This window comes from Micromonospora sp. NBRC 110009 (assembly GCF_030518795.1).
Taxonomy (GTDB): Bacteria; Actinomycetota; Actinomycetes; order Mycobacteriales; family Micromonosporaceae; genus Micromonospora.
The window spans coordinates 630,088-645,677 of sequence record NZ_CP130427.1; the positions used below are offsets into that span (position 1 = coordinate 630,088).

The window sequence follows — 15,590 nt, forward strand, 5'->3', positions numbered from 1 at the left end:
GCTCCGTGACCATTCGAGTTGCGTTCCGCCACATCACCCCGCCTACAGTTGCCCAACCGGGGGTCGATCGGCCCCGCCAATCCGCACGGACGACAGGGACGGTGGACGACGTGACGACGGGCGAACCGCTCATCGTGCTCGACGGGGTCAACAAGTGGTTCGGCCCGCTGCACGTGCTCGACGACGTCTCACTCTCCGTCGGCAGGGGCGAGGTGGTCGTGGTGATCGGACCCTCCGGCTCCGGCAAGTCGACGCTCTGCCGCGCGATCAACCGACTGGAGCCGATCAACTCCGGCACGATCACCTTCGACGGCAGTCCGCTGCCCGCCGAGGGCAAGGCCCTGGCCAAGCTGCGCAGCGAGGTCGGCATGGTCTTCCAGTCGTTCAACCTCTTCGCGCACAAGACCATCCTGGAGAACGTCACCCTCGGCCCGGTGAAGGTCCGCAAGGACAAGCCGGCCGCCGCGCGCGAGCGTGGCCTGGCCCTGCTGGAACGGGTCGGCATCGCCAACCAGGCGGACAAGTACCCGGCGCAGCTCTCCGGCGGCCAGCAGCAGCGGGCGGCGATCGCCCGCGCGCTGGCCATGCAGCCCAAGGCGATGCTCTTCGACGAGCCGACCAGCGCGCTCGACCCGGAGATGGTCGGCGAGGTCCTGGACGTGATGACCTCCCTGGCCCGCGACGGCATGACGATGGTCGTGGTCACCCACGAGATGGGCTTTGCCCGGCACGCGGCCAACCGGGTGATCTTCATGGCCGACGGCAAGCTCGTCGAGGACGCTCCGCCGGCCGAGTTCTTCGCGAACCCGCGCAGCGAGCGGGCCAAGGACTTCCTCTCCAAGATCCTCACCCACTGAGCGTCCGTAGTTGGAGCGCGCCGTCCCCCGGCGGGCTTCGTCGAAGAAGGAGATGAGAATGCGTTACAAGCGCGTGGCGGCGGTCGCCATGATGGCCTCGCTCGCCCTGTCGGCCGCCGCGTGCGGCAAGGAGGGCAACCCGACCCCCAGCGGCGGCAACGCCAGTGGTGGCGCCCAGTCCGACGACTGCAAGACCTCGGGCGTGACCTTCACCCCGAAGACGGACGCGAACGTCGCCGGCAGCGCGACCTTCCAGAAGATCAAGAGCGCCGGCAAGGTCACCATCGGCGTCAAGTTCGACCAGCCGAACCTGGGCTACAAGGACGCCAAGGGCAAGCGCTGCGGCTTCGACATCGAGATCGCCCAGTACGTCGCCAGCACGCTCGGCGTCGACCCGGCGAAGATCGAGTACAAGGAGATCGCCTCCGCCAACCGGGAGACCGCGATCAAGGGCGGCGAGATCGACTACTACGTCGGCACGTACTCGATCACCGACAAGCGCAAGAACGACGTCTCCTTCGCCGGCCCGTACTTCGTCGCCGGTCAGGACCTGCTGGTCCGCAAGGACGAGTCGTCCATCACCGGCAAGGACTCGCTCAAGGGCAAGAAGGTCTGCTCGGCCACCGGCTCCACCCCGATCCAGCGGGTGCGGGACGAGGGCCTCACCGAGCCGAACAACATCGTCGAGTTCAAGACCTACTCGGAGTGCGTCTCGCAGCTGCTCGACAAGAAGGTCGACGCGGTGACCACCGACGACGCCATCCTCAAGGGCTACGCCGCGCAGAACCCGGACGCGCTGAAGGTCGTCGGCCAGCCGTTCAGCACCGAGAAGTACGGCATCGGCCTGCCCAAGGACGACAAGGCCTTCCGCGACTACGTCAACGACCAGATCGAGGCGGCGTTCTCGGACGGCACCTGGCAGAAGATCTACGACGGCACGCTCGGCTTGTCCGGCTCCTCGGCGACCAAGCCGCAGCTCGAGCGGTACTGACGGTCCGACGCCGCACCGGGCGGGGAGCCTGCTCCCCGCCCGGTCCCCGTCCCGAGAGTGAGAGCGAGGCATGGGCGAGTTCTTCCGCGTCCTGACGGACAACCACCAGGTGTTCCTCGACGGGTTCACGAACACCGTCAAGCTCTTCCTGATCGCAGCGGTCGGCAGCCTCGTCCTCGGTACGCTGCTCGGCGCCATGCGGGTCTCGCCGGTGCCCGCGCTGCGGGCGTTCGGCGCCGCCTACGTCAATGTGGTCCGCAACACCCCGCTGACCCTGGTCTTCGCGTTCCTCGTCTTCGCGGTGCCGAAGCTGGACGTGAACGTCGACTACTTCCCCAGCGCCTGCATCGCGCTGACCGTCTACACCTCCGCCTTCGTCTGCGAGGTGGTCCGCTCCGGCGTGAACACGGTGGGGACCGGTCAGGCCGAGGCCGCCCGCGCGCTGGGCATGACCTTCGGCCAGGTGCTGACGCTGATCGTGCTGCCGCAGGCGCTGCGGGCGATGGTGCCGCCGATGATGAGCGTCTTCATCGCCATGCTGAAGAACACCACGATCGCCGCCGGCTTCTCCGTGCTGGAGGCCGGTGCCATCCCGGCGTACATGGCCGAGCGGGGTGAGCCGCAGTTCGCCGTGCTCACCTGGATCACGATCGGCTTCCTGGTCCTGATCATCCCGCTGGTGGTGCTCCAGCGGTTCCTCGAGCGCAAGTGGGCGGTGGCCCGATGAGCAGTCTCCTGTACGACCTGCCCGGGCCGCGGGCCCGGCTGCGCAACCGGATCCTCGGCGTGGTCTCCATCGCCGCGATCGTCGCGCTGGTCGCGTTCATCGTCTACAAGTTCAACGAGACCGGCCAGTTCGAGCCCCGCAAGTGGGAGCAGTTCCAGTACGCCTCGGTGCAGCGTGAGCTGCTCACCGGCCTCTGGGCGACGCTCAAGGCCGCCGGCATCGCCACCGTGCTGGCCCTGCTCTTCGGCGCGGTCTTCGCCGGCGCCCGGCTCTCGGACCGGTGGCTCCTGCGCGCCCCGGCCACCTTCGTGGTGGAGCTGTTCCGGGCCATCCCGCTGCTGATCCTGATCTTCTTCGGCTACTACGTGCCGCTGCAGTACGGCTGGTCGATCGACAAGCTGTGGGCCCTGGTCATCGGCCTCACCCTCTACAACGGCTCGGTGCTCGCGGAGATCTTCCGTGCCGGCATCAACGCCGTGCCCTACGGGCAGTCCGAGGGCGCCTACGCGATCGGGCTGCGCAAGAACCAGGTGCTCCGGCTGATCCTGCTGCCGCAGGCGTTCCGGTCGATGCTGCCGGCCATCGTCAGCCAGCTCGTGGTGCTGCTCAAGGACACCGCGCTGGGCTTCATCATCACGTACCCGGAGCTGCTCTTCGTCGGCAAGCAGATCGGTGGCCGGTTGCCGTTCGGGCTGCCGTACGTCCCGACGTACCTGATCGTCGCGGCGATCTACATCTCCATCTGCGGCCTGCTGTCGGTCCTGGCCTGGTGGTTGCAGAGGCGACTGACCCGGCTGCCGCGTACCGCCGCCAAGCCCGTGCCGTCGGTGCAGACCGACGGCGGCACCGGGGCCACCCAGCTGGTCTGATCCACGGATGCGCGACGGGCGGGTGGGTCTCCCCACCCGCCCGTCGGCGTTCCGGCCGTCCTCAGCGGGCGATCTCGGTGACCCGGGACTCGCGGACCACGGTGACCCGGATCTGACCGGGGTAGGTCAGCTCCTCCTCGATCTGCTTGGCCACGTCGCGGGCCAGCACCGCCGCGCCGATGTCGTCCACGTCCTCCGGCTTGACCATCACCCGGATTTCGCGCCCCGCCTGCATGGCGAAGACCTTCTCCACGCCGAGCTTGCCGGCCGCGATCTCCTCGATCCGCTCCAGCCGCTTGACGTACGCCTCCAGGCTCTCCCGCCGCGCCCCCGGCCGGCCGCCGGAGCAGGCGTCGGAGGCCTGGGTGAGGACCGCCTCGATGGTCTGCGGCGGCACCTCGTTGTGGTGCGCCTCGATGGCGTGGACGACGTCCTCGCTCTCGCCGTACTTGCGGGCCAGGTCGGCGCCGATGATGGCGTGGCTCCCCTCCACCTCGTGGGTGAGCGCCTTACCGATGTCGTGCAGGAACGCGCAGCGCTTGATGGTCGGCACGTCCAGCCGCAGCTCGGCGGCCATGATGCCGGCGATGTGCGCGGTCTCCACCAGGTGCTTGAGCACGTTCTGCCCGTACGACGTCCGGTAGCGCAGCCGGCCGAGCAGGGTGACCATTTCCGGGTGGATCTCGGTGATGCCGACCTCCACCAGGGCGTCCTCGGCGGCCCGGTGGCAGAGCTCCTCCACCTCCTGCCGCGCCAGGTCGTAGACCTCCTCGATCCGGTGCGGGTGGATCCGCCCGTCGAGCACCAGCTTCTCCAGGGTGAGCCGGCCGACCTCGCGGCGTACCGGGTCGAAGCAGGAGAGCAGCACCGCCTCGGGGGTGTCGTCGATGATCAGGTTGACCCCGGTGACCGACTCGAAGGCGCGGATGTTGCGCCCCTCCCGGCCGATGATCCGCCCCTTCATCTCGTCGCCGGGCAGGTGCAGGACGCTGACCACGCTCTCCGCGGTCTGCTCGCTGGCGACCCGCTGGATGGCGTCCACCACGAGGTGCCGGGCCCGCTGCTCGGCGGTGCTCCGGGCGTCCGCCTCGATGTCCCGGACCAGCAGCGCGGCCTCCCGCTTGGCCTGGCCCTCGATCGCGTCGACCAGCTCGGCGCGGGCCGCGTCGGCGGTCAGCCCGGCCACCCGCTCCAGCTCGCGACGGCGCTGCTCCTCCGCCTCGGCGAGGGCCTGCTCCCGCTCGACCAGCCCGGCCTCCCGGGCGGCGAGGGCGGCGCTGGCCGCGGTGAGCTGCCGCTCCCGCTCGGCGAGCCGCTCCACCTCCTCGGTGTGCAGCCGCTCCCGCTCGTCCATCCGGGCCGCCCGCCGCTCCACCTCGGCGGCCTGCTCGCGGGTGGTCGCGGCGAGCACCGCCACCTCCCGCTCGCCGCTGCGCCGGGCGGCGGCACGGAGCTGCTCGGCGTCCGCCTCGGCCTGCTTGTGCGCCCGCTCCAGCACGGTGTCGGCCTCGGCCCGGGCGTCGTCGAGGACCCGTCGGGCCTCGGCCCGGGCCGCCTTCGCCTCGGCCTTGGCGGCGGCCGCCTCGGCGCGGGCCGCGGCGGCGGCCGACTTCGCCACGTCGATGGTGCTGTTCGCCTCGTCGGCGGCGGTGCGCAGCGCCGCGAGGGACTGCTCCTGCCGGTCCTTCTCGGCGATGAAGGCCGGGTCCTCGGGGGCGGGCGCGAGGTTGATCCGGCGCAGCACGCGGACGCCGAACAGGACCGCGCCGACCACCACGACGGCGAGGAGCAGCACCACGACCAGGAGGACCACGTCGAAAGCGTTCATGCCGCCACTCCCAGCAGCCGGCCGGGCCGACGCGCCGAGGTGACGGGGGAAGACTCGACCAGGCTGCGGCCGCCCGGCGAGGAGCGACCGGCATCGCACGGAAGACCGCCGGTGAACCTGTGCCGCCCCGCCATGGCCGCCTCCCCTGAACGTCGGCGCCGCAGGCAGCGCGCCGCTGGGCACGCGCCTACGGCTCTGGACGCCCGACCGGAGCGGCTGGCCGTGGGTAGCTTTCCGTCGGCGGTGCCCCCACCGGGGGCATCGCCGACGACCGGTTGCAGTTGTCGGTCGGCTCCGGACCGGCCGTCCGGAGCTGCCGTCAAAGGCCGGTGACGCTGGCCAAAAGTGATGCCGTTCTGTTACGCGATCTATGTTGTGCGCTTAGCCTGCGCTGGTCGGGCAAAGTGAGCCTGTATGGCGAGGCTAGGTCGCGAGAGGCCTTTCGGTCAAGGACTCATGATCAAACCACCCGGACGGAGAGAAGTTGCGGCATCACGCAGCGCTCATCAGATGCCGGACACGGATGGACAAACTTCACGGCCGCCGGCCTCGTCAGTCACCTTCCCGCCCTGCTCAGACCCTCGCCGCTGCCCAGCGGAGACACGTTGCCGGGCGACGCGGCGACACCCTGGCGGAAAGTGCTGCCTCGACCGACCGGGAGCGCAACGTCACGGACGTTGCGGCGCCCGGGAGGAGCGGTGGGCCTCGGGCGGGTCCGGTGGCGCGGGTCAGTCGAGGGGGCGGGAGTCGCGGTCGAGGTCGTTCTCGGCGTCGGCGAGGGCGTCGGCGTCGATGTGCTCGGCGAACTCGGCCGCCTCGGCGCTCTGCGCGGCGAGGGCGTCCTTCACCGCCCGGATCGCCACCCCGGGCGGGTAGCCCTTGCGGGCCAGCATGGCGACGAGGCGCCGGAACACCGCGTCGGGCTCGCCGCGGGCCGACCGCAGCTTCCGGTCGACCAGGGCCCGGGCCGTCTCCGCCTCGGTCTCCTCGTCCAGCTCGCCGAGGGCCTCGCTGGCCACCTCGCCGTCCACGCCGCGCTGGCGCAGCTCGTTGGCGAGCGCCCGCCGGGCCAGCCCCCGGCCGGCGTGCCGGCTGGTGATCCAGGCCCGGGCGAAGGCGGCGTCGTCGATGATGCCGACCTCGTCGTACCGGTCGAGGACTTCGGCGGCGACCTCCTCGGAGATGCCCCGCTTGGCGAGGGCACCGGCCAGCTCGGCCCGGGTCCGCGGCCGGACCGCGAGCTGCCGCAGACAGATCTCCCGGGCCACCTCGGCCTCGTCGCGGGGCGGAGCCGGAGTCGCCTCGGGATCGGGCTCCTCGGCACGGCCCCGCCGGCCCCGGCGGGGCCGGGGCGTGGTGGCGTCACCCGTGCGGGGCGGGCTGGCGTCCCAGCCGCGCCCCGTCCGGGCACGTCGTCCTGCCACGAGTCAGCGGATCAGAAGTCGACCGGCGGCAGCTCCGGGCCACCGGCGGCGTCGCCCACGCCGACCCCGACGCCGAGCTTCTCCAGGATCTTCTTCTCGATCTCGGCGGCCACGTCCGGGTTCTCCCGGAGGAACTCGCGGGCCTTCTCCTTGCCCTGGCCGAGCTGGTCGCCGTCGTAGGTGTACCAGGCGCCGGACTTGCGGATGATCGCCTGCTCCACGCCCACGTCGATCAGCGAGCCCTCGCGGGAGATGCCCTTGCCGTACATGATGTCGAACTCGGCCTGCTTGAACGGCGCGGCGACCTTGTTCTTCACGACCTTGACCCGGGTGCGGTTACCGACCACGTCGGTGCCGTCCTTGAGGCTCTCGATGCGGCGCACGTCGAGCCGGACCGAGGCGTAGAACTTCAGCGCCCGACCACCGGTGGTGGTCTCCGGGCTGCCGAACATCACGCCGATCTTCTCGCGGAGCTGGTTGATGAAGATCGCCGTGGTGCCGGTGTTGTTGAGCACACCGGTGATCTTCCGGAGTGCCTGGCTCATCAGCCGCGCCTGCAGACCCACGTGGCTGTCGCCCATCTCGCCCTCGATCTCGGCGCGCGGCACCAGGGCGGCCACCGAGTCGATCACGATGATGTCGATCGCACCGGAGCGGACCAGCATGTCGGCGATCTCCAGCGCCTGCTCGCCGGTGTCCGGCTGGGAGACCAGCAGGGCGTCGGTGTCGACGCCGAGGGCCTTCGCGTACTCCGGGTCGAGCGCGTGCTCGGCGTCGATGAAGGCGGCGATGCCGCCGGCCCGCTGCGCGTTGGCCACCGCGTGCAGCGCCACCGTGGTCTTACCGCTCGACTCCGGGCCGTAGATCTCGACGACCCGGCCGCGGGGCAGGCCACCCACGCCGAGCGCCACGTCGAGCGCGATGGAGCTGGTCGGGATGACGGCGGTCTGCACGACCGGCCGCTCCCCCAGCCGCATCACCGAACCCTTGCCGAACTGCTTGTCGATCTGAGCGAGAGCAAGGTCGAGCGCCTTCTCCCGGTCCGGCCCTGCCGCCATCGTTGCCACCCCTGCCTTCGCCGGCGTCTTACCTGAGCTTCGCGTCACGCGGGACACGCTAGGCGCTGGGTCCGACAGAAAACCAGCCGACGGGCCGCGAGCTGTGGACGAGCACCCCGCTGTGGACAATAGCCGAACAGGTGTACGACTCGGCAAGCGACACGCGGAACCCGAGGAAAAGGCTGCTCAGCGTAGTCGCGCGGGCACCCGGTCGGGATACGCGGCGACCACCGCCCGCCACACGACGTGGGTCTCCTCACCCGCCGCGAGCGCCTGCTCGATGGTCCGCCCACCGAGCTGGGACAGCACCTGGTCACTGGCGAGGCTGGCCGCGTAGCCCGGCCCGAACGCCTCTTCCAGCCGCGCCCAGAAGTCGGTCAGCCGCACGTGATCAGTCCTCCTTGTCGGGCGCCCCGGTGGGCACCGGACGCAACGCTAGCGCCACCAGGGGCACCGTCGCGATCGCCGCGAGCAGGGTCAGGGTCGGATAGCCCGGTCCCCGCATGACAAACCCGCTCGCCGCCGCCGCGCCCGCTCCGGCCAGGCCCATGGTCAGGTCGGCGAGCCCCTGCACGCCGGGCCGGGCGGCCGTCGGCACCGACTCCGACAGCAGGGTGGAACCGGCCACCATGGTCCCCGACCAGCCCAGCCCGAGCAGGGTCAGGCCCACCGACAGCAGCGGGGTGTGGTGCCCGGCGGTGCCGGCGACCGCGCACGCGGCCAGCAGCAGCGCCACCCCGCCGAGAATGACCGGGCGCCGGCCCACCCGGTCGGCCAGCCAGCCGACCAGCGGGGAGAGCGCGTACATGCCGGCGATGTGCAGGCTCAGCACGATGCCGACCACCCGGAGCACGTCCGCGTCGGAGTGCGACTCGCCGAGGCGTACCGGGGTCATCGACATCACCGCGACCATCACCAGGTGGCCGACCGCCACCGCGGCGATGCCGAGGCGGGCGGCGGGCAGCCCGCGTACCGTGCGCCACGCGGCGGCCATGCCCGCGCCGCGCCCGCCGGACGACAACTCCGGCTCGGCCGGGGTGGCGGCCGCTTCCAGCCGACGCGCGGTCAGCAGCGGGTCCGGCCGGAGCAGGACCAGGAGTACGACGGCGGCCAGGGTGAACGCGGCGGCGCTGAAGGCGAACGGGCCGGCCAGTGGCGGCAGGCCCCAGCCGGAGGTGGTCTGGTCGGCGAGCGCGGCGAAGTTCGGCGCGGCCACCGCACCGATGGTGGTGGCCCAGACGACCAGGGCGAGCTGGCGCCCCCGGCGGGCCGGCTCGGCCAGGTCGACGGCGGTGTACCGGGCCTGGAGGTTGGCCGCGGTGCCGCCGCCGAAGAGCAGCATGCCGAGGAAGAGCAGCGGCACCAGGTGGACCACGGTGGCCACCACCACCAGCACGCCCCCGACCGCGCCGACCAGGTACGCCGTCACCAGGCCGGGCCGCCGCCCCCGGGCGGCCATGAGCCGGGTGACCGGCACGGCGAGCAGCGCCGCGCCGACCACCCCGGCGCTCTGCGCCAACCCGGCCAGGGCGGTGCCGGCGACCCGGGCGGCGAGCAGGGCCCCCACGGAGATGCCGATCGTGACGCCGATGCCGCCGATGATCTGGGTTAGGAAGAGCAGCCGGACCGTCCGCCGCTGGATCGGGGCGACGTCAAGCCGGGTCGGCGCCGGCGCGGTCAGGTCGGTGGCCATGGGCAGCACTCCTCGGTAAGGGGTGACCCATCCTCCCGCACCCGACCCGGACACCGGCACCCGGTTTCGCTACAGGCCGAGACCGCGACCGATGATCTCCTTCATGATCTCGGTGGTGCCGCCGTAGATGGTCTGCACCCGGCCGTCCAGCCAGGCCTTCGCCACCGGGTACTCGAGCATGAAGCCGTAGCCGCCGTGCAGCTGGAGGCAGCGGTCGGCGACCTTGTTCTGCAGCTCGGTGGTCCACCACTTGGCCTTCGCCGCGTCGGTCACCGACAGCCGGCCGGCGTTGTACTCGGCGACGCAGTGGTTGACGAAGGTCCGCGCGATGGTGACCTCGGTGTCCAGCTCGGCCAGGAGGAACCGGTTGTGCTGGAACTTCCCGATCGGCCGGCCGAACGCCTCCCGGGAGCGGGCGTAGTCGAGGGTGAGCGCGAGCAGCTTCTCCGCCGCGGCCACCGCGGCGACGGCGATGCTCAGCCGCTCCCGGGGCAGGTTGGCCATCAGGTGGTAGAAGCCGTGGTTCTCGGTGCCGATCAGGTTCTCCGCCGGCACCCGGCAGTCGTCGAAGAACAGCTCGGCGGTGTCGTTGGCCTTCAGACCGACCTTCTCCAGCCGCCGGCCCCGGGTGAAGCCTGGGGTGCCGGTCTCCACCGCGACCAGGCTCACCCCGTGCGCACCCTGGTCTGGCGCGGTCCGCACGACCACCACCACGAGGTCGGCCAGCTCGCCGTTGGTGATGAACGTCTTCTGGCCGTTGAGCACATAGGAGTCGCCGTCCCGGACCGCGCTGGTGCGGATGCCGGCCAGGTCGCTGCCGGCGCCCGGCTCGCTCATCGCGATGGCGGTGACCAGGTCGCCGGAGCAGAAGCCCGGCAGCCAGCGCTTGCGCTGGTCGTCGGTGGTCAGCTCGGTCAGGTACGGGGCCACCACGTCGTTGTGCAGCCCGAAGCCGAGGCCGGAGCTGCCGGCGGCGACGATCTCCTCGTCGAGCACCGCGTTGAACCGGAAGTCGCGCTGCCCGCCGCCGCCGTGCTCCTCGTCGATGTCCATGCCGAGCAGCCCGGCGGCGCCGGCCTTGCGCCACACCTCCCGGTCGACGATCCCGTCGGCCTCCCAGCGGGCGTGGTGCGGCACGGCCTCCCGGGCGAGGAACTCGCGGCACAGGGCCCGGAACTCGTGGTGGACGGGCTCGTAGAGATGCTGCTCCATGGCGACGAGTCTGCCTGTCCGATCGGTGGTCGGGAAGAGCCGGACCGTCGCCGGGTCTTGACGACGCTATCCGTTGCACCTCTATTCTCACGGCACGATTTCCGTGGACACCAGTCCGCTGCCGCAACGTTAACCGTAGGACTGAGGAGCGCCACATGTCAGCCGGGCCCGCCACCCCCGCGGTCGCCCTGCGCGGCCTGCGCAAGTCGTTCGGCGCGGTGGAGGCGGTGGCCGGCGTCGATCTGGAGATCGCCGACGGCGAGTTCTTCGCCATGCTCGGGCCGTCCGGCTCGGGCAAGACCACGGTGCTCCGCATGATCGCCGGATTCGAGCCGCCGACCGCCGGGACGGTCCTGCTCGGCGGGCGCGACGTCACCCGGCTGGCCCCGTTCGAGCGGGACGTCAACACCGTGTTCCAGGACTACGCGCTGTTCCCGCACCTGACGGTGCGGCAGAACGTCGAGTACGGGCTGCGGGTACGCAAGGTGGGCCGGGCCGAGCGGCGCGCGCGGGCGGACGAGGCGCTGCGCGGCGTACGGCTCGACGGGCTGGCCGACCGGCGCCCGGCCGCGCTCTCCGGCGGGCAGCGCCAGCGGGTCGCCCTGGCCCGCGCCCTAGTCATCCGGCCGAAGGTGCTCCTGCTCGACGAGCCGCTCGGCGCGCTGGACCTGAAGCTGCGCGAGCAGATGCAGGTCGAACTGAAGGCGCTCCAGCGGGAGGTGGGCATCACCTTCGTCTTCGTCACCCACGACCAGGAGGAGGCGCTCACCATGAGCGACCGGGTGGCGGTCTTCTCCAACGGCCGGATCGCCCAGGTGGGGACGCCCGCCGAGGTCTACGAGCGGCCCGCCTCCCCGTTCGTCGCCGGCTTCGTCGGCACGTCCAACCTGCTCAGCGGCGACGCGGCTCGGGCCCTGCTCGGCCGCGACGGCACCTTCTCGGTCCGGCCGGAGAAGATCCGGCTCGACGGTCCGCCCGCCGGCGACGAGGAGACGTCGGCCACCGGCCGGGTGGCCGAGGTCGTCTACGCGGGGGCGACCACCCGGTTCGTGGTCGACCTCGACGCCGGCGCCCGGCTGGTCGTGACGCAGCAGAACCTGACCACCTCCTCGGCCGACGTGGCGGCGCTGCGCGGTACCCCGGTCCGCCTGGCCTGGCGCACCGAGCACGCCGTCGCCGTACCCGTCCCTGTCGTGCCGACCCCCCTTCCGAAGGAGAGCGCACATGCGTACCGGTAGAAGCCTCACCGCGCTCGCCGCGGTCGGCCTGCTCGCCCTGGCCGGCTGCGGCGACGGCGGCACGGACGCCGGCGGCTCCGGCCCCGGCGGCATCAAGCCACCCAAGATCGACAAGCTCGCGTCGCTGGGCGCGGGCGAGGGGCAGGTCAACATCGTGGCCTGGGCCGGCTACGTCGAGGACGGCTCCACCGACCCGAAGGTGGACTGGGTCACCGACTTCGAGAAGGAGACCGGCTGCCAGGTCAACGTCAAGGTCGCCGGCACCTCCGACGAGATGGTGACCCTGATGAAGACCGGCGAGTACGACGTCGTCTCCGCCTCCGGCGACGCCTCGCTCCGGCTGATCTACGGCGGCGACGTGGCACCGGTCAACACCGACCTGGTCAGCAACTACAAGGACGTCTTCGACGGGCTCAAGCTGAAGCAGTGGAACTCGGTGGACGGGGTGGCCTACGGCATCCCGCACGGGCGCGGCGCCAACCTGCTGATGTACCGCACGGACGTGGTCAAGCCGGCCCCGACCTCCTGGGACGCGGTCTTCGACGCGAACTCACCGTACAAGGGCAAGATCACCGCGTACGACTCGCCGATCTACCTCGCCGACGCGGCGCTGTACCTGATGAAGCACCAGCCCGAACTCGGCATCAAGAACCCGTACGCGCTGGACGACAAGCAGTTCAGCGCGGCCGTGGACCTGCTGAAGAAGCAGAACGAGACGATCGGCGAGTACTGGTCGGACTACACCAAGGAGGTGCAGGCCTTCAAGACCGGCAACTCGGTGCTCGGCACCACCTGGCAGGTGATCGCCAACCTGGCGCAGGCCGACAAGGCACCGGTCGAAGCGATCCTGCCCGAGGAGGGGGCGACCGGCTGGTCCGACACCTGGATGATCTCGGCGAAGTCGAAGCACCCGAACTGTGCGTACCGCTGGATGGACCACATCATCTCGCCGAAGGCGAACGCCGCGGTGGCGGAGTGGTTCGGTGAGGCACCGGCCAACAAGCTCTCCTGCCAACAGACCGCCGACAAGAACCACTGCGCGACGTTCCACGCCGAGGACGAGGCGTACTTCGAGAAGGTCTGGTTCTGGAGCACGCCGGTCGCCCAGTGCCTCGACGGGCGGACCGACGTGAAGTGCAAGGACTACGCGGCCTGGACCCAGGCCTGGACCACGATCAAGGGCTGAGATGGCCACCTCCACGCTCGACCGGTCCGTGGGTGGCGCCGTCGCCGCCCGCGGGCCGGTCCGCCGGCTCTCGGCCTGGCTGCACCGGCACGCCGGGGTCCGCCTCGCCGCCCTGCTCGCCGCGCCGCTGTTCTGGCTGGTCGTGGCGTACCTGGGCGCGCTGGCCGTACTGTTCGTCTCGGCGTTGTGGACGGTCAACGGCTTCACCGGGGAGGTCGTCCGGCAGCCGACCCTGGACAACTTCCGCACCATCGTCACCGACGAGGTGTACCGGACGGTGGCGCTGCGCAGCGTCGGCGTCGCCGCGGCGGTGACCGTGATCGACACGCTCATCGCCCTGCCCATGGCGTTCTACATGGCGAAGGTCGCCCGCCCCCGCCACCGGCGCTGGCTGGTGGTCGCGATCCTCACCCCGCTGTGGGCCAGCTACCTCGTCAAGGCGTACGCCTGGCGGGTGCTGCTGGCCAACGGCGGGCCGGTGGACTGGCTGTTCGGCGGGCCGGGCAGCGGACCCGGGTACGGGCTGACCGCCACCGTGCTGGTGCTGTCCTACCTGTGGCTGCCGTACATGATCCTGCCCGTCTACGCGGGCCTGGAGCGGCTGCCCGACTCGCTGCTGGAGGCGTCCGCGGACCTGGGCGCCCGGGCCGGCCGGACCTTCCGCAGGGTGGTGCTGCCGGTGGTGGTCCCGTCGGTGATCGCCGGGTCCATCTTCACCTTCTCCCTCTCGCTGGGCGACTACATCACGGTCCAGATCGTCGGCGGCAAGGCCCAACTCATCGGCAACCTCGTCTACGCGAACATCGGGGCGGCCAACAACCTGCCGTTCGCCGCCGCGCTGGCCACCATCCCGGTCCTCATCATGGTCGTCTACCTGGTCGCCGTCCGGCGGTCCGGGGCACTGGAGGAGTTGTGACTAGTTCTCGATTTTCTCTGCATGCCTATCTATGGTTGTTTGTTGTGCAGAGCGACTACCGGATCGGTGCGCGGATGGCGTTCTCCCCGCAGTTGGAACTGGCAGAAATTCCGATGGCGATCGTGCGCGCCGAGGACCTCGAAGGAGCCGACCTGGCCGGGGCTGGTCACCGGTGAAGGTCACCCGGATCGCGTACTCGATGGGCCTGAATCCGGGCAAGTACGCGGCCCTTGTGGAGCAGGCGCGCCGGTTGGGTCAGGTGCGTAGTGAGGTGTGGCAGCGCTGCGGCTCGATCGGCGGTGTCGGTTCGGGGTTGAGGGATCGGCAGGTGCGGGACCGGTGGTTGGCCGACGGCAAGCATGTGCGGTTCTGTGTGCTGGCGAATGCGTGGAAGGAAACCGTCCGCGACGCGATGGCCGACATCGCGGCGAATCTGGAGGCGGCCAAGGTCGAGGTACGTTGGGCGGTTCTGCGACGCACGAGTGATCCGGTCGAGCGTAAGCGGATGTTCACCGCGCTGAAGACTGACCGGTGGGCCAGTGACCCATTCCTGGCACGGCAGCTCCGCAAGCACTGGAAGCGCGGCCATAACCGCACCCATGATCAGATCGTCGTGCGCGCCGACAACTACAACGCGGTCGTTGACGGGCGCGGGCGGTTGTGGCTGACCGTACCCGGTCTAGAACGCCGCAAGATGGTGAGAATTCCGCTGTCCACGACCGTGACCCCGACGGGGACGCTGCGGCTGATCCTACGGGGCGGCCGGGTGGAGGTGCACTACCAGATCGACGCATCGCGGATGCGGTCGTCGCAGCGCCCCTGCGGCGAGGCAACGATCGGTGTCGACAAGGGTTACACCGAAGCCCTGACCGACTCCGACGGTCAACCCCACGGTGTACACCTCGGTGAGTTGCTGACCGCCGAGTCGGACCGGTTGAAGGAACGCAACCGGCGGCGGGCGAAGCTGCGCTCCATAGCCAACAACGCCGCCCAGCGCGGCAACCACGCCAAAGCACAGCGGATCAAGGCCAACAACCTCGGCACCGTCAAGCGGGACCGGCAGGCCGCCCGCCACCGGGCGCGGGTGCGTACTGAGGTCTTCACCGCCGTACACGAGGTCGTCGACAAGGCCGCCACCGTGATCGCCGAAGACCTCACCAGAACCTTCGCCGGACGAAAGAAGCTCGGCAAGAACATCAACCGGCGTCTCGCCGCGTGGACCAAAGGAGCCACCGCCGAGGCCCTGAAAAGCGTGTCGGAGCGTAGAGGTTCTGCGCTCGTTCCCGTCAACGCCGCCTACACCTCACAAACCTGTCACCGCTGCGGACGCTTCGGCGGACGTAGTGGGGACCGGTTTTACTGCACTTCGTGCGGGGTGGTGTGGCAGGCCGACGTGAACGCCGCGATCAACATCCTGCAGCGAGCCGGCGACCCCGACATCGCCCTGCACACCCCCCACCAACGGGTGAAGCAGATCCTGCAGGACCGGACCGATCGCCACCGGACCAGACTGCCGGTCCAGGACTCCAGCGCGGCAACCGCCGAGCGGAGAGCGAATCATCCGAACCACTCAGCTTTGAGCAAGAAGTAG

15 protein-coding genes are annotated in these 15,590 nt (G+C 70.7%); 9 read left to right on the forward strand and 6 right to left on the reverse strand.

Annotated elements, in window-relative coordinates; genetic code table 11:
• Window positions 1-101: 101 nt before the first annotated feature.
• The 4 genes from Q2K19_RS02910 (at window position 102) to Q2K19_RS02925 (ending at window position 3,444) form a co-directional block, all read left to right on the forward strand.
• Entirely contained in the window at window positions 102-857 is a 756-nt protein-coding gene (locus tag Q2K19_RS02910; protein WP_302767388.1) for an amino acid ABC transporter ATP-binding protein, read from the forward strand.
• Between the two features lie 58 nt (window positions 858-915).
• Complete coding sequence (locus Q2K19_RS02915; protein ID WP_302767390.1) at window positions 916-1,848, forward strand: glutamate ABC transporter substrate-binding protein; 933 nt, start codon at window positions 916-918, stop codon at window positions 1,846-1,848.
• 70 nt (window positions 1,849-1,918) lie between these two features.
• Window positions 1,919-2,575 carry an amino acid ABC transporter permease gene (locus Q2K19_RS02920; RefSeq protein WP_302767393.1) on the forward strand — a complete coding sequence of 219 codons (657 nt, stop codon included), beginning with the start codon at window positions 1,919-1,921 and terminating at the stop codon, window positions 2,573-2,575.
• On the forward strand, window positions 2,572-3,444 hold the full coding sequence (locus tag Q2K19_RS02925) for an amino acid ABC transporter permease (RefSeq protein WP_302767396.1): 873 nt from the start codon (window positions 2,572-2,574) through the stop codon (window positions 3,442-3,444). The genes Q2K19_RS02920 and Q2K19_RS02925 overlap by 4 nt, the downstream gene beginning before the upstream one ends.
• Before the next feature lie 61 nt (window positions 3,445-3,505).
• Here the strand turns inward: Q2K19_RS02925 and rny are convergent, their stop codons facing one another.
• The 6 genes from rny to Q2K19_RS02955 all read right to left on the reverse strand — a co-directional run bounded on the left by rny (window position 3,506) and on the right by Q2K19_RS02955 (window position 10,659).
• A complete protein-coding gene (gene rny, locus Q2K19_RS02930; RefSeq protein WP_302767399.1) occupies window positions 3,506-5,272 on the reverse strand; it encodes a ribonuclease Y in 1,767 nt (588 codons plus the stop codon).
• Between the two features lie 728 nt (window positions 5,273-6,000).
• Window positions 6,001-6,696, reverse strand: coding sequence for a regulatory protein RecX (locus Q2K19_RS02935; protein WP_302767402.1), 696 nt, complete (start codon window positions 6,694-6,696; stop codon window positions 6,001-6,003).
• 11 nt (window positions 6,697-6,707) lie between these two features.
• A complete protein-coding gene (recA, locus tag Q2K19_RS02940; protein WP_302767404.1) occupies window positions 6,708-7,754 on the reverse strand; it encodes a recombinase RecA in 1,047 nt (348 codons plus the stop codon).
• A gap of 186 nt (window positions 7,755-7,940) precedes the next feature.
• On the reverse strand, window positions 7,941-8,141 hold the full coding sequence (locus tag Q2K19_RS02945) for a DUF3046 domain-containing protein (RefSeq protein ID WP_302767406.1): 201 nt from the start codon (window positions 8,139-8,141) through the stop codon (window positions 7,941-7,943).
• A gap of 4 nt (window positions 8,142-8,145) precedes the next feature.
• Window positions 8,146-9,447, reverse strand: coding sequence for an MFS transporter (locus Q2K19_RS02950; RefSeq protein WP_302767409.1), 1,302 nt, complete (start codon window positions 9,445-9,447; stop codon window positions 8,146-8,148).
• A gap of 69 nt (window positions 9,448-9,516) precedes the next feature.
• Window positions 9,517-10,659: an acyl-CoA dehydrogenase family protein gene (locus Q2K19_RS02955; protein WP_302767411.1), complete on the reverse strand. Its 1,143-nt coding sequence runs from the start codon at window positions 10,657-10,659 to the stop codon at window positions 9,517-9,519.
• A 155-nt stretch (window positions 10,660-10,814) separates the two neighbouring features.
• Between Q2K19_RS02955 and Q2K19_RS02960 the strand changes: the two genes are divergently transcribed.
• From Q2K19_RS02960 to Q2K19_RS02980, 5 genes are read left to right on the forward strand one after another with little or no spacing between them, the layout of a single operon-like run.
• Window positions 10,815-11,897, forward strand: coding sequence for an ABC transporter ATP-binding protein (locus Q2K19_RS02960; RefSeq protein ID WP_302767414.1), 1,083 nt, complete (start codon window positions 10,815-10,817; stop codon window positions 11,895-11,897).
• On the forward strand, window positions 11,884-13,083 hold the full coding sequence (locus Q2K19_RS02965; RefSeq protein WP_302767416.1) for an ABC transporter substrate-binding protein: 1,200 nt from the start codon (window positions 11,884-11,886) through the stop codon (window positions 13,081-13,083). Before Q2K19_RS02960 ends, Q2K19_RS02965 begins: the two co-directional genes overlap by 14 nt.
• A 1-nt stretch (window position 13,084) precedes the next feature.
• Window positions 13,085-13,999, forward strand: a complete 915-nt coding sequence (locus Q2K19_RS02970) for an ABC transporter permease (RefSeq protein ID WP_302767419.1) — start codon at window positions 13,085-13,087, stop codon at window positions 13,997-13,999.
• A 44-nt stretch (window positions 14,000-14,043) separates the two neighbouring features.
• Window positions 14,044-14,175 (forward strand): hypothetical protein, encoded by a 132-nt coding sequence (locus Q2K19_RS02975; protein WP_302767420.1) that lies wholly within the window; start codon window positions 14,044-14,046, stop codon window positions 14,173-14,175.
• Window positions 14,172-15,590 (forward strand): transposase, encoded by a 1,419-nt coding sequence (locus tag Q2K19_RS02980; RefSeq protein ID WP_302767422.1) that lies wholly within the window; start codon window positions 14,172-14,174, stop codon window positions 15,588-15,590. The genes Q2K19_RS02975 and Q2K19_RS02980 overlap by 4 nt, the downstream gene beginning before the upstream one ends.

Coding starts and splice junctions, on each gene's coding strand:
- Q2K19_RS02915 (WP_302767390.1), top strand. CDS start 916: ATGCGTTACAAGCGCGTGGCGGCGGTCGCCATGATGGCCTCGCTCGCC.
- Q2K19_RS02920 (WP_302767393.1), top strand. CDS start 1,919: ATGGGCGAGTTCTTCCGCGTCCTGACGGACAACCACCAGGTGTTCCTC.
- Q2K19_RS02925 (WP_302767396.1), top strand. CDS start 2,572: ATGAGCAGTCTCCTGTACGACCTGCCCGGGCCGCGGGCCCGGCTGCGC.
- rny (WP_302767399.1), bottom strand. CDS start 5,272: ATGAACGCTTTCGACGTGGTCCTCCTGGTCGTGGTGCTGCTCCTCGCC.
- recA (WP_302767404.1), bottom strand. CDS start 7,754: ATGGCGGCAGGGCCGGACCGGGAGAAGGCGCTCGACCTTGCTCTCGCT.
- Q2K19_RS02950 (WP_302767409.1), bottom strand. CDS start 9,447: ATGGCCACCGACCTGACCGCGCCGGCGCCGACCCGGCTTGACGTCGCC.
- Q2K19_RS02955 (WP_302767411.1), bottom strand. CDS start 10,659: ATGGAGCAGCATCTCTACGAGCCCGTCCACCACGAGTTCCGGGCCCTG.
- Q2K19_RS02960 (WP_302767414.1), top strand. CDS start 10,815: ATGTCAGCCGGGCCCGCCACCCCCGCGGTCGCCCTGCGCGGCCTGCGC.
- Q2K19_RS02965 (WP_302767416.1), top strand. CDS start 11,884: ATGCGTACCGGTAGAAGCCTCACCGCGCTCGCCGCGGTCGGCCTGCTC.
- Q2K19_RS02970 (WP_302767419.1), top strand. CDS start 13,085: ATGGCCACCTCCACGCTCGACCGGTCCGTGGGTGGCGCCGTCGCCGCC.